Source organism: Streptococcus periodonticum (assembly GCF_003963555.1).
In the GTDB taxonomy this organism is placed as follows: Bacteria; Bacillota; Bacilli; order Lactobacillales; family Streptococcaceae; genus Streptococcus; species Streptococcus anginosus.
The window spans coordinates 1677780-1691484 of sequence record NZ_CP034543.1 but is presented as its reverse complement, the minus strand read 5'-3'; the positions used below and the strand labels follow the sequence as shown (position 1 = coordinate 1691484).

The window sequence follows — 13705 nt, the reverse complement described above, 5'->3', positions numbered from 1 at the left end:
GGACTTAAAAGATGAACATTCGTGAAATGATAGAAGCGGATTATGATCAGGTTTATCAACTGTGGTCGTCGTGTGCAGGCATGGGATTGAATGATTTAGATGATTCAAAAGAGGGAATTGCTCGGTTTTTGCAGAGAAATCCTCAAACTTGTCTGGTGGCAGTAGAAAATCAAACGATTATCGGAGTGATTTTAGTTGGTTCGGACGGACGAAGAGCCTATATCTACCATACAGCTGTTCATCCGAACTATCGCAGGAGAGGGATTGCAAGACAGATGGTTGAGATAGTTTTAACCGTCCTAGATGATTTAAAAATTCATAAGGTTGCCTTGGTTGTTTTCAAAAGAAACACAGAAGGAAATCAATTTTGGGAGAAATTAGGATTCTCTGTTCGAGAAGATCTCATTTACCGCAATCAAGCAAGGACTGAAATGGTTCGGCTGGATACCTAGTAGAAATGACTAATAAAAAACATCAACCATTTAGGAATAATTTCCCAGATGATTGGTGTTTTTTTAATGTTTAAACTTGTAGCAATTCTTCAATTTCTGCAAGACTGTTGGCTTGGGAAATAGCGCTGCGGAGTTTGGCAGCACCAGCTGTTCCGCGGAGGTAATGAGGTGCTAAGCCACGAAATTCTCTAATGGCGATATGCTCGCCCTTGAGGTCAATTAGACGTTTCAAATGATCGTAAGCGACTTGCATTTTATCCTCAAAGCTGAGATCAGGCAGGATTTCTCCTGTTTCAAAATAGTGGTTAATCTGATGAAAAAGATACGGATTGCCCATAGCAGCGCGCCCAATCATGACAGCATCTGCCCCCACTTCTTCTATACGCTGTTGAGCATCTTGGACAGTACGAATATCGCCATTGGCAATAAAAGGAATCTTGGTTAAGGCTTGCGCAACATTGTGGAGGGTTTCAAGATCAGCGTGACCAGTATACATCTGCTCGCGTGTACGTCCATGCATAGCCAGCGCTGCCGCACCAGCAGCTTCAGCTGCAAGAGCATTTTCCACAGCTAGTGAGGCATCTGCCCAACCAGTACGCATTTTCACGGTTAACGGAATATCTAGAACAGAACGAACTTTATTGATAATAGAATAGATTTTTTCTGGATCTTTGAGCCATTTTGCCCCAGCTTCGTTTTTAACAATTTTATTGACGGGACAGCCCATATTGATGTCCACAATATCTGTTTGGGTATTTTCTTGGATAAATTCGGCTGCGCGCGCCAAACTATCTTCGTCACTGCCAAACAACTGAATGGAAACGGGATGTTCTTCTTCGTCAATATGCAGCATGTGGAGTGTTTTTTCGTTGTTGTATTGAATGCCCTTGTCTGAAACCATTTCCATGACGACAAGTCCTGCGCCAAGCTCTTTTGCAATTGTCCGAAAAGCTGAATTGGTCACTCCTGCCATAGGAGCGAGAACCGTTCGATTGGGAATTTTTACATCGCCAATCAGAAAAGGGGTGTTAAGATTTGTCACGAATGAGTTCCTCCAAGTCTTTTTCGTCAAAATGATATGTACTTTGGCAGAATTGGCAAGTGATTTCAGCACCGTGGTCTTCATCTCGCATTTCTCCAAGATCTGACTTAGGTAGACTTGAGAGGGCATTTAAAAACCGCTCTTTGCTGCAATCGCATTGGAAGCGAAGTTCTTCTTCTGACAATCGTTTGTAAGGTTCGTTGCCGTAGATAGCTGAAAGCAAGGCTTCAATATGGTTTTCGGATTCTAAAAGTGTTGAAATAGCAGGCATTTCTTGGATTCGCTTTTCAAAGCGAGCGATTTCTTCTTCTTTGGCACCAGGAAGGACTTGCAAGAGGAAACCACCAGCAACCTTGACCTTGTCATTGGCATCTAGTAGAACATTTAACCCGACAGCTGACGGAGTTTGCTGGCTTTCTGTTAGATAGAATGCCAAATCTTCGCCAATCTCACCAGATACAAGTGGTGTCATAGAATGATAAGGATTTCCAGTTCCATAGTCTGTAATGACGAGGAATTCGCCATTTCCAACGAATGGTCCGACCAGCACTTCGCCAGTCGCGGTTTTTTTAATGTCTACGCCGGGATTTTGCACATAACCTTTGACCGTACCTTTTGTATCTGCAACGGTGATAATAGCACCGAGAGAGCTTGTTCCCAGCACTTTGACGGTGATTTTTGTATCTCCTTTTTCGTTTGCTGCAAGAATTTGACTGGCAATGAGCGTGCGACCTAGTGCTACAGTTGAGCTGGCCTGAGTATGATGTTTTTCTTGAGCTGTCCGAACGGTTTCAGTACTGTCTAGTACATAAGCTCGGAAAGCTCCGTTTTCTGAAATAGTTTTAATAATCTTGTCCATACCTTTTATTGTAACATAAAAAAAGAAAAGGGAGCGGGACAAAAATCGGTATTTCGTAAGAAATTGATTTTGTTGTCCCACCCCGCATAGTTGACGAGGTTGTTGTCATTCTTTGCATAGCAAGGAATGACAACAACCAAGCACCTATTTCGTTTCGGTGAAAAAATAGTATATTATAAGAATTTAGGAAACTTTTGTCCTAAACTCTTGTTCCAGTCCATTAGTTTTCGTTTGTAGTCCGTTCATCCACTTCTTTTTGAGTTTCTTTTCCCTGGTCTAGCAAAGCCTGGATAATCTTTTGGTCGCGTAGTTTAACAGAGTCGTTAATGGTTTCAGCGGATTGGATCACAGTCGCTTCAAGGAGAGCGCGTTTTTCCCGTCCTTTGTCAATGGCTTCGATAATACCTTGGTTTTGAGCAACTAAGCTTTCAGCCAACTTAGTAACAGATTCGACAGCAATTGTTGGATTTTGCGAGATTCTCTCCATTTGTGGAATGACTTCTTTGCTGGTTTCAGCCAGCATTTGAAGCGCTGCATTGTTGGCATTAGAAATGGCGTCCGCTACCTGACCAGATTTCATTGATTGTTGCAAAATGCCTAGTTGAGCAATAGAGAGCTTCATGGTTGGAATGGTATTGCGACGAAGCATGCCGAGCTTTTGGCGCATATCAGAAGATACCTTCACGAGATTACTCATTTGCGGGGTAGTGGCCCAAGCAACATATAGACGGCTGATGTATTCAGTGTGTTGCTGTTCCAATGTATTGACAACTTCAGTCAAGCGAGCCAATTCTTGTGATTTGGTTTGGTAATCTAGAGTGGCAGTATCTAATTGTGCCACTTCATTTTGAAGAGTCAAGGCACGCGCACCGGCTTCTCTTTGACTGGCTTCGATAAAGGAAATGACACCGACTAGGTTTTCAATGGATTTGGTATTATCTTCAATCAACATCTCAGCAGAAACGATATTGCGTGCGAGTACATCTTCTTGCTTGACGACAGTAGCAGCCATTCCGTCCATTTTTTGCTCGATATTTTGTGAATCAAAATAGAACTCTTGCAAGGTATTCTTACTTTGTTTAAAGAGTTTTTCTAAGAAATTTGGCTTTTTATCTAGTTCTGCAATTTGAGCATCCTTGTACTTAGCAACAAAACCATTTAACTCTTTATTAGTGTTTTTTAGCAATTCATCTACTTGTGGGATTTGAAGTTTCTTTTGTTCGGCTAAAATACGGTTGACAGTGTTATTAACATCTTCGACCGCGGCTTGTCCAAAATCTAAAAGAGCATTTTGGTCGGAAATAAAGTTATCTACCAACTGAGGGGCTTTTGCTATGATAGCATTTTGTTGTTCAGGAGTTAATTTCTCCAAAAAAGTTAACTGCCCATTTGCTTGAGTTCTGGTTGATTCAATGATTTCGGTGGTTTTATCCGTTTTCGTAATGGCATTGTTAGCGATTTTGTCAATGTCGAAGTTAAATTCTTGGCTCATAAGGTCTCCTTTTGATGTTATAGTTCTGTGTTCGTCTCTTTTTTAGTTAAAATCCGCAAGCTGATATCAAAGTCTCGCAGGTCAGCTTCGTTGAGCTGACGGAGTGTTTCATCCAAGTCTAAATCAAACTGCTCAATAGCCGCTTTGGCACTGGAGAGCCGTTCCTTGGCATTGTAAAAATCTTTCGGGGAAGCCTTGATTTTTAGGTAGCCTTCTAAAATATCCTCATAATGCTCCATTTGAGACTGATGGATCGCAGTTAATTCTTCCTTGTTGTTGCTTTCTGACTGAGAAATTTTCTTGAGAATAGCTTCATGGTCGGTTTGGATATTGTGAATGGTTTCGAGCAATTCTGGTGCTAATTCTTCAAGGTTTGACTTTGTACTCTCAGCATCTTGCGTGCGGAGGTTGTAAAGTTGAGCATGAATATCTGCTGTTACGTCTTGCACTTTCCGTTGAATCCGCTGGTAAATCTCAGGTGAGATATGTTTTCTCAAGGTATCAGTCCGACCTTGGATATAGCTTAATTGAGGCAAGAGCTGTTCAGCTAACTGTTGGTATTTTTCATAAGCCTTTTCTTCTAGATAAGCATCTAATTGTTTGATTCGGCTATCTGCGGCACCGATTTCCTCTTTCAAATCTTCAATTTGCTGACTGGCGCTAGGTCCTGTGATTTTTTTCGGCTGATGGGTTGCATAGTAGTAAATTCCGTAGCCTATACCGACAGCAAAGAGGATCGGGATGAGGTACTGCATAATAATACCGACTGCGATAAAAATAAGTAGTATACCAATCCATCTTCTAGAACGTACATTTCTATAATCTCTTCTGGACATAAATTATCTAATCCCGTTTCTTCTGAAATTTCTAAGTCTATTTTAGCATAAAAAAGCATCAAAGACGGAACTGAACGATATTTTTAATAAAAAGTTTGGCTGAAAATAATCATGGACTGCTCAGATTTTTCAAAAATATCTTGACTTAGAGTGCACTCCAAGGTATATAATAAAAGTGTAAATATTTTATCTTTTTAATGAATGTGGAGCATCATCTTTTTAATAGAGAAAGGAGCAATAAGATGAAAGCGGCAGTTTTTGTAGAACCAGGAAAAATGGAGGTAAGAGAGGTTGCGCGTCCGCAGTTGGAAAAGGAAACGGATGCGATTATCCGAATTGTCAGAGCATGTGTATGTGGTTCTGACTTGTGGTGGTTCCGTGGTATTTCTAAGCGTGAGCCAAACACATTAGCGGGTCACGAAGCGATTGGTGTGGTAGAAGAAGTTGGATCAGCTGTGACGGATATAAAAGCAGGTGATTTTGTCGTTGCACCCTTTACTCATGGCTGCGGGCATTGTGCGGCTTGTCGTGCCGGCTTTGATGGTAATTGCTTAAATATGGAAGGTGGAGGAAATGCTGGCTACCAAGGGGAGTACCTTCGCTTTACAAATGCCAATTGGGCTTTGGTTAAAATTCCAGGACAGCCAGAGGATTATTCTGATGATATGTTGAATTCACTCTTGACTTTGGCTGATGTAATGGCGACGGGTTATCATGCGGCAAAGACAGCTGAAGTAAAGGCAGGAGATATAGTCGTTGTTATGGGAGACGGAGCCGTTGGTTTGTGCGGTGTCATTGCTGCCAAGCTATTAGGGGCTAAACGGATTATTGCGATGAGCCGCCATGCAGATCGCCAGGCACTAGCACGTGAATTTGGTGCGACTGATATTGTTGCAGAGCGGGGTGATGAAGCTGTTGAGAAAGTCCTTCAATTGACCGATGGAGTAGGCGCAGATGCCGTCTTAGAATGTGTTGGAACAGAACAATCTGTGGATACGGCTACTAAAATTGCTCGTCCAGGTTCGGTTGTTGGTCGTGTCGGAGTACCGCAAAAAGCAGAAATGAACACCAATAATCTTTTCTGGAAGAATATTGGGCTGCGCGGAGGAATTGCGTCTGTTACGACTTATGACAAAGAAGTTTTGCTAGATGCCGTTTTAAAAGGTCGCATTGAACCGGGGAAAGTCTTTACCAAACGCTTTACTTTGGATACGATTCAAGAAGCCTATGAAGCAATGGACAAGCGTGAAGCAATTAAGTCGTTGGTTATCATCGGACAATAACAAAAGAGGTCTTGAATGAATATTAAGAAAGTGAGTGAATTGACAGGGATAACGGCTGATACGATTCGGTATTATGAGCGGATCGGTTTCATTCCTCCTGTTCCACGAAATCAAGCAGGCATTCGGGATTTTAGCCAGCATGATATTGATATTTTGGAATTTGTCCGTTGCTTTAAAAAGGCTGGAATGTCCGTAGAAAGTTTGATTGATTATATTGGTTTGCTAGATAAAGGAGAGGTTAGTATTTCAGCTCGCTTGGCTATTTTACAAGATGAGAAAGAAAAATTGGAAGAGCGTGTCAATCAGCTACAGCAAACCTTATATCGTTTGAATTACAAAATTGAAAATTATAAAAAGAAGATTGTTCCTATAGAAAAAGAGCTTTTTGAAGAAAAAGGAGACGAATAATGGCAAAAAAACAAACAGCGGGTCGCGACAATCTAGGAGAATTTGCTCCTAAATTTGCAGAGTTAAATGATGATGTCCTCTTTGGACAAGTTTGGTCAAGAGAGGAAGAGCTGTCGCCTAAACTTCGTTCCATTGTGACAGTATCGGTTCTGATGACTGCTGGCAATTTCGAGCAGTTGGAACATCATCTAGCTTTCGCCAAGTCAAATGGGGTAACCAAGGAAGAAATAGCCGAAATCATTACCCATGCAGCCTTTTATATGGGTTGGCCTAAGGCTTGGTCTGCATTTAACCGTGCAAAAGAGATTTGGAAATAAAATATGTGAAAAATAGAACCTCTTGGCTTATAGTGAACTCCAAGTAGTATACTGTTTTTGAGAATTATCTACCCATTTATACAAGCACAACCTGTGATTACTGAAATAATGTTAATGTGAATTGCATTTACAAGTATTATGTATTGTGATTGATGTAAAGCGATATATAATTCTTCTATTTTAATAAGGAAACGGAGAAATAAAATGAGAACAACTGTCTTTATGAAGCCTGGTCAAGTAGCTGTCAAAGAAGTAGATATGCCAAAGATTATGGAAAAAGATGATGTGATTTTGCGAGTGGTTCGCACCTGTGTCTGTGGTTCGGATTTGTGGAATTATCGGGGGATGATGCTAAAGAAGAAGGCTCCATGAACTCTGGGCACGAAGTAATCGGTATCGTAGAAGAAGCAGGCGAAGACATTACGACTTTTAAAAAAGGAAATTTTGTCATTGCGCCATTCATTCATGGCTGTGGGCATTGTGCGGCTTGTGAAGCTGGATTTGAAGGGGATTGTCAAGGACATGCAATGAGTGAAAACTTCTCTGCTGGCTACCAAGCAGAATATGTTCGTTATCAATATGCAAATTGGTCATTGATTAAGATTCCGGAACAACCAAGTGATTATACGGAAGGCATGATTGCCAACTTCATGGCGCTTGCGGATGTGATGCCAACAGGTTACCACGCTGCGCGTGTAGCACATGTGAAAACAGGTGATACAGTTGCTATTGTTGGTGACGAAGCTGTTGGACTTTGTGCTGTTATTGCTGCAAAATTACGTGGTGCAAAACGCATTATCATCATGAGCCGTCATGAAGATCGTCAGAAATTAGCTCTTGAATTCGGTGCAACAGATATTGTTGCAGAACGTGGTGAAGAAGGGATTGCTAAGGTCAAAGAATTAACCAACGGTGCTGGCTGCGATGCTATTTTGGAATGTGTCGGAACGCATTTATCAACTGAGACCGCGATTGGAATTTCTCGCCCAGGTGCTGTTGTTGGACGCGTCGGTGTGCCTCATACAGGAGACATCAATATCGGTGACCACTGGATGGTCAACTTGGCAATGGCTGGCGGACCGGCTTCTTGTACAACTTATGACAAAGAAATCTTGCTAAAAGCAGTTCTAGATGGTCGAATCAATCCTGGTAAAGTTTTCACTCAATCTTACAAATTGGAAGACATTGACCAAGCCTACAAAGACATGGCTGACAGAAAAACGATTAAAGCCATGATTGTGATGAATTAAGAATTCCGAAAGAGGTTGGTAGAATCCGACCTCTTTTATGATTGGGAATGTTAGTCCAATAGTTCTCAAATACCTTCATTTTTGATAAAATAAAAGAAAAGCAGTTAAAAAGGGAGAAAGTCATGTCTTTAACCAGTCAGATTATTACAGCTGAATTTCCAGATTTAGAAAAAGTAGAGCAATTGAATATAGAAGCCTTTCCTGAGGAGGAGCGTGCACCGCTATCAGAGCTGCTACGCTATGGAGATGGAGAATTTTCTCATTTCTTTGCCTTTTATGATGAGAATGAATTTGTCGGTTTTGCCTTTTCAGTCTACAATGACAAAGCCTTTTATGTTAGCTTTTTTGCGATCATGCCTCATTTACGCAGCCACGGTTATGGTGGCAAAATTATTGATAAGTTGGTGGATTTTTATCAAAGAACCATGGTTTTAGAGGTAGAACGCCTTGACGAGCCTTGTGATAATCTGGAACAGCGAAAAGCTCGTATGGATTTCTACCAGCGAAACGGCTTTCGCTCTTCGCATGCCTACTTAGAATACGACGGTTTAAGCTTTGAAATTCTTTATAAAGGACCGTTTTTTGATGAAGAAGCCTACCGTGATATTTTCAAAAAAATCCAAGAAGACGGTTATTTTGAATTTGAAATCAAGCATGGTCATGGAAGAGACTGGGAGTAGCTGAGAAATTCTAGCAGATATTTCTATTTTTCATTGAAAGTTATACATAAAAAAACGAGCTGTTTATTTTGCTCGTTTTTTTATGTAATGAAGTTTAATGGATTTCTGGGAAGAGTTTAGCCAATATTTTAGGTGTAATGCTTTGACCGGGACCTTCTGCACAATAAGTGTGCATATACATAGAAGGATTGAAATTGAGCTCAATGCAGGTACAGTTAGGATTGTTTTTGCTGGCTGGAAGTGTGCTATTCGGGATAATTAAATCCACGCCACAGACCCAAGCTCCCATAGCAGCTGCCATTTCTGCTGCTAGTTCCTTATAGGAGGTGTGCATGGTTTCAGTCACATCTACTGAGTCTCCACCAGTAGAAATATTAGAATTACGGCGAAGAAAAACTTGAATTCCTTGCGGTAGGACATCATCTGCTTTATAACCTTGCTGGGCTAGCATGAGTAGCTCAATCTCCCCAAGATCAATCATTTCCAGTGGAGAGCGATGGTCGCGACCTCGTAGGGGATTGGTATTTTTAAAAGCTACCAATTCTCGAATAGTATGCTGACCGTCTCCTATAACGTTGGCTGCTAAGCGCAGAAGCACTGCCTCACATTTTCCGTCTAGGACAAAGAAACGGTATTCGGTTCCTGCGATAAATTCCTCAACAAGGATAGAGCTGTCCTCTGAAAAGGCAATCTCCAATGCTTTTTGGTAACTGTCTCGATTGGCAGGTGCTTGAAAAATAGAAATTCCTAACCCGAAATTGGTGGATTTGGGTTTGACAACAATCGGCTTATTTTTGATAAAGGGATAGTAAGCTATTCCTTCTTCCAGAGTGGAAAATTCGGCTCCAGCAGGAACAGGAAAGCCAGCAGCAGATAAAATTTTCTTAGTTACTGTCTTATTTGCCATCGCAAGAGGCACGATATAGTTGTCCTTTGAGGTCATATTGCCATTTTTGACATACTCGATATGATCTTTATGTTGAAGCTTTAAAAACTGGTCACTTTCGTCCAAGATTTCTACTTGCACCCCTTTTTGAATAGCGTCAAAGAGGAGCATTTGAGTGGAGAGTTCCATATTTTCATAGCCTTTTAGCGCATAATGTGCATGCCAAGCGTAGTTGTGGTATTCTTTGGCTTTTTCTAAACCAAAGGCTTCTAAAGACTGGTTTCGAAGATAAGGCAAGAGCTGAGCGGAAAGGGTCAGACTGGGGTCCGCAACTGCAGTTTTTACATGATGAAACAGGTCTTGATAATAGGAGCTTAATCCGAATTGGTGAATGACAGCTTGCATAGCTTCAAGGAGCAAATCGCTGTCAGCTTCAACAGGCAAAGGAGTCAGAGGGTGGCTGAGAGCTATTTTTTCATTTAGAGCATGAGCTTGCTCTAGGATCTCATCAGGGTATGCTATATCATCTAGCCAGAGCAAGGCAAGCAAAAAGAGATGAACCGTGTCCATGGTCTCTTGGCTGATTCCTAGCACTTCAAAAGGATTGAGGTCAAAACAGCGGAATTCCAAATAGGTAATTCCTTTTTCTAGGTAATGCCGATTTTCTTTTTGCCCACGGAAGCGGACGGGTGTGTAGCATTCTTTCTCGGCAATTAAATCGCCTTGTGCTACGTATTTCTCTATATCGCTTACATAAGACTCTAGTGAAGCATAGGAAATGTGAATCTTTTTATCGTTTACATATCCTAAATCACTGTTGCGGATAGAGCGTACAGGCTGAGAAATCTTTCTCGTCAAAAACCCTTCTTCAGCAATTGGTGCTGCCCCGTATAAATAGGTCAGAAACCAGCGGAACCGTAAAAAGTTTCGAGCCAATTTGAGATAGAGGTCATTTTTAAAAAGCCGAATATTTGGGTAATCACTGACCTTGAAAAGGACTTGAATCAAGTCTGTTCCTAATTCCACATTGTAGTGAATGCCTGAGATGGCTTGTAGCGTTTTTCCATATTTTTTCGCCAACCCCTCTCGATAATAGCGCTCAAAATCGTTTTCTAAATGAGCGATTTGAATTTCTGCTGGCGATAATTTTGGGGGCATAGAGAGTGGCCAAATCACTTCGTTTTTGGGAATGGTGCGTCCAGCTACATCGGTAATAGCAGTGAGAAAACGCCTTGCTTCTTTTGTAGAAGTTGCAATCGGGGTGATGAGTTCTAATTGCTGCTCACTAAAATCGGTCTGAATCGTCGGGTGAAAATTGCGGTTGCCAAATGCTTGGGGATGAGGAGTTTGAGCTAATTTTCCGTCTTGATTGATGCGCAAGCCCTCCCTTTCCAATCCGAAAGTAGCTTGTAAAATAGGTGCATCTGTTGCTAATTTTTCGAATAAGTGATTGATGTTCATGGGAAATACCTGTTTATTTTCTAATACTTTTAGTCTATTATAAAAATGCTCAGAAAACAAATTTCTACTACGTTTTCCGAACCTTTTTTAAAAGAAAACGATTCTATTTTAGATAGGATAAGAATTTTCCAAAAGAGGGGGACTCAAACTTCGTCATTTGCAAACAACTGCGATAGTCTTATCTTGAAAAAAGAAGGAATTTTTCTTATAATAAAGTGTAAGACATAATTGCGGGTGAAACTCCTGCCATGTAGACAAGAAAGGACGAGCGCTTAGCTCAGACAAAATTATGACATCAGTTGTAGTTGTAGGAACCCAGTGGGGAGATGAAGGAAAAGGAAAGATTACAGATTTCCTTTCAGCTAATGCCGAAGTTATTGCACGTTATCAAGGCGGAGATAATGCCGGTCATACCATTGTAATTGACGGTAAAAAGTATAAATTGCACTTGATTCCATCCGGTATTTTCTTCCCAGAGAAAATCTCTGTTATCGGAAACGGAATGGTAGTCAATCCCAAGTCTCTTGTAAAGGAATTGGCTTATTTGCACGAGGAGGGTGTCACGACAGATAATCTTCGGATTTCAGATCGAGCCCATGTTATCCTTCCTTATCATATCGAGTTAGATCGCTTACAGGAAGAAGCCAAAGGTGATCACAAAATCGGGACGACTATTAAGGGAATTGGTCCTGCTTATATGGATAAAGCAGCTCGCGTGGGAATCCGCATTGCGGATTTGTTGGATAAAGATATTTTCAGAGAACGTTTGGAGCGCAACTTAGCTGAAAAAAATCGTCTCTTTGAAAAACTCTACGACAGCACAGCTATCCAATTTGACGATATTTTTGAAGAATACTACGCATACGGTCAGCAGATTAAACAATACGTGACCGATACGTCGGTTATCTTGAACGATGCTCTCGATCAAGGTAAACGTGTCCTTTTTGAAGGAGCGCAGGGAGTTATGCTAGATATTGACCAGGGCACTTATCCATTTGTTACCTCTTCTAATCCTGTTGCAGGTGGTGTGACGATTGGTTCCGGTGTGGGTCCAAGCAAAATTGACAAGGTTGTTGGGGTTTGTAAAGCCTATACCAGTCGTGTTGGTGACGGGCCATTCCCGACAGAACTGTTTGATGAAGTAGGCAACCGCATTCGTGAAGTCGGGCATGAATATGGAACGACTACAGGGCGTCCTCGTCGTGTTGGTTGGTTTGATTCAGTTGTTATGCGTCACAGTCGCCGTGTGTCTGGGATTACCAACCTTTCTCTCAATTCCATTGATGTTTTGACGGGACTGGATACGGTTAAAATCTGTGTAGCTTACGACCTAGACGGAGAACGTATTGACCATTACCCGGCTAGTTTAGAGCAACTCAAACGCTGCAAACCAATCTATGAAGAATTACCAGGTTGGTCAGAAGACATTACAGGTGTTCGCAGTTTAGAAGAGTTGCCAGAAAATGCCCGCAACTACGTCCGCCGTGTGAGTGAACTTGTCGGTGTCCGCATTTCCACTTTCTCTGTTGGACCAGGTCGCGAGCAAACCAATATCTTGGAAAGTGTTTGGTCAAGTTTGTAATAGAAGCAGACAAAGCGGGTTTCGACTCGCTTTTTATTGACGCAATAAAAAAGTTTAAATAATGATTCTCTCTTAAGTTAATTTTAAGCCAGCTGGGTTATACTAAAATCATCAGATGAAGACCTCCTAACTTTATTTGATAGAAATCCTAAACTTTTTCATAATAATCTCCTGAAAGCCATCGAAAGGTGGCTTTTTTTATATTTTCAGGTTTATAACATGATATAATAAATGGAGAGCAAAGGAGATAAATAATGAACTTTACAGATTTATCTAATAAAGAGCAGGAAAAAATAATGATAAGTGAAATTATCAGGAATTTAAAAAAGCTAGGTGGCTATGCAACCAAACGAGAGTTGCTAGATGCTATTAAAAAGGGAGAAAATACGATAGAGGAGAAATTTTTTTGAGGAAGAAAAAGTGTCTTAAAAAAGTGGAAAAATTTATAAACCTAGTGATTACACTTTTAATTTTTCAGCCAAAAGTTTACTTACCACGGGCTATCTTTCTAAACCCAAGCAATCGACTTTTGAATTGACAGAATTAGGTAGAAAAGTGAAACTGGATGAGCATTTTGCTAGCGATATTCAACAGAAAGCCATTCAATTTTGGAAAAATGAGAAGAAGTCAAAACAATTCTTCAAGTTATCCTTTGAAAAGGAACTTAAACATTCACTAGATGACTCAAAAGAAAATTGGAGAGTTGAGTTGACAAGGGCTTTAAAATCTATGTCACCACAAAAATTTGAAACTTTTGCTCGTGGTCTAGTCAAGGAGATGGGTGTCAAACTAGATGAAAAAATTGGGGTTAGTTATACTAATGATGGTGGTTTAGATGGTTTTGGCTATATTACTAGTACAGATGACTTCAGAACCAATCGCGTAGCTATCCAAGCAAAGCGTTGGGAAAACAATGTTCCTTCTCCGGAGATTGATAAATTCCGCGGTGCAATGGATAAATACAATGCAGAATATGGTATTTTTATTACAACTTCTGATTTTTCAAGAAGTGCCATTGAAGCAGCTCGTCAAGGAACTAGAGTCATTACTTTAATTAATGGAGAAGATATTGCGGATCTAGTTGCCAAATATAAACTTCATGTCAGAGAAGTCACGACTTATGAATTAGGAGATTTTTATCATACAGAGGATTAGAT

The 13705-nt window shown here is 40.8% G+C and carries 11 protein-coding genes and 2 pseudogenes; 8 read left to right on the top strand and 5 right to left on the bottom strand.

All coding sequences use genetic code 11. From position 1 onward, the window contains the following. Positions 1–11 precede the first annotated feature (11 nt). Positions 12–452: a GNAT family N-acetyltransferase gene (locus EHW89_RS08250; RefSeq protein WP_126467817.1), complete on the top strand. Its 441-nt coding sequence runs from the start codon at positions 12–14 to the stop codon at positions 450–452. Positions 453–522: 70 nt separating this feature from the next. On the opposite strand, the gene dusB is transcribed toward EHW89_RS08250, so the two are convergent. From dusB to EHW89_RS08230, 4 genes are all read right to left on the bottom strand, one after another. Beyond that, a complete protein-coding gene (gene dusB / locus EHW89_RS08245; protein ID WP_162614551.1) occupies positions 523–1494 on the bottom strand; it encodes a tRNA dihydrouridine synthase DusB in 972 nt (323 codons plus the stop codon). Then, complete coding sequence (gene hslO, locus EHW89_RS08240; RefSeq protein ID WP_319592679.1) at positions 1481–2353, bottom strand: Hsp33 family molecular chaperone HslO; 873 nt, start codon at positions 2351–2353, stop codon at positions 1481–1483. Before hslO ends, dusB begins: the two co-directional genes overlap by 14 nt. A 220-nt stretch (positions 2354–2573) precedes the next feature. Beyond that, positions 2574–3845, bottom strand: a complete 1272-nt coding sequence (locus EHW89_RS08235; protein ID WP_126467815.1) for a toxic anion resistance protein — start codon at positions 3843–3845, stop codon at positions 2574–2576. 17 nt (positions 3846–3862) lie between these two features. Further along, on the bottom strand, positions 3863–4681 hold the full coding sequence (locus EHW89_RS08230) for a coiled-coil domain-containing protein (protein ID WP_126467813.1): 819 nt from the start codon (positions 4679–4681) through the stop codon (positions 3863–3865). Between the two features lie 242 nt (positions 4682–4923). Between EHW89_RS08230 and EHW89_RS08225 the strand changes: the two genes are divergently transcribed. From EHW89_RS08225 to EHW89_RS08205, 5 genes and pseudogenes are all read left to right on the top strand, one after another. After that, positions 4924–5964: a zinc-dependent alcohol dehydrogenase family protein gene (locus EHW89_RS08225; protein WP_126467811.1), complete on the top strand. Its 1041-nt coding sequence runs from the start codon at positions 4924–4926 to the stop codon at positions 5962–5964. Between the two features lie 15 nt (positions 5965–5979). After that, positions 5980–6372 (top strand): stress response transcriptional regulator NmlR, encoded by a 393-nt coding sequence (gene nmlR, locus EHW89_RS08220; protein WP_126467809.1) that lies wholly within the window; start codon positions 5980–5982, stop codon positions 6370–6372. Continuing rightward, positions 6372–6689 (top strand): carboxymuconolactone decarboxylase family protein, encoded by a 318-nt coding sequence (locus EHW89_RS08215; RefSeq protein WP_003036518.1) that lies wholly within the window; start codon positions 6372–6374, stop codon positions 6687–6689. The genes nmlR and EHW89_RS08215 overlap by 1 nt, the downstream gene beginning before the upstream one ends. 204 nt (positions 6690–6893) lie before the next feature. After that, positions 6894–7939: pseudogene (locus EHW89_RS08210) on the top strand (zinc-binding dehydrogenase). Positions 7940–8061: 122 nt separating this feature from the next. Next, entirely contained in the window at positions 8062–8619 is a 558-nt protein-coding gene (locus EHW89_RS08205) for a GNAT family N-acetyltransferase (protein ID WP_024052334.1), read from the top strand. A gap of 94 nt (positions 8620–8713) precedes the next feature. Here the strand turns inward: EHW89_RS08205 and gshAB are convergent, their stop codons facing one another. Then, a complete protein-coding gene (gshAB, locus tag EHW89_RS08200) occupies positions 8714–10966 on the bottom strand; it encodes a bifunctional glutamate--cysteine ligase GshA/glutathione synthetase GshB (protein ID WP_126467807.1) in 2253 nt (750 codons plus the stop codon). 289 nt (positions 10967–11255) lie between these two features. Between gshAB and EHW89_RS08195 the strand changes: the two genes are divergently transcribed. Then, the gene (locus tag EHW89_RS08195; protein ID WP_003026488.1) at positions 11256–12548 is read left to right on the top strand and encodes an adenylosuccinate synthase; all 1293 of its coding nucleotides are present in this window, start codon (positions 11256–11258) and stop codon (positions 12546–12548) included. A 254-nt stretch (positions 12549–12802) separates the two neighbouring features. Continuing rightward, a pseudogene (locus EHW89_RS08185) lies at positions 12803–13703 on the top strand (restriction endonuclease). Positions 13704–13705 lie beyond the last annotated feature (2 nt).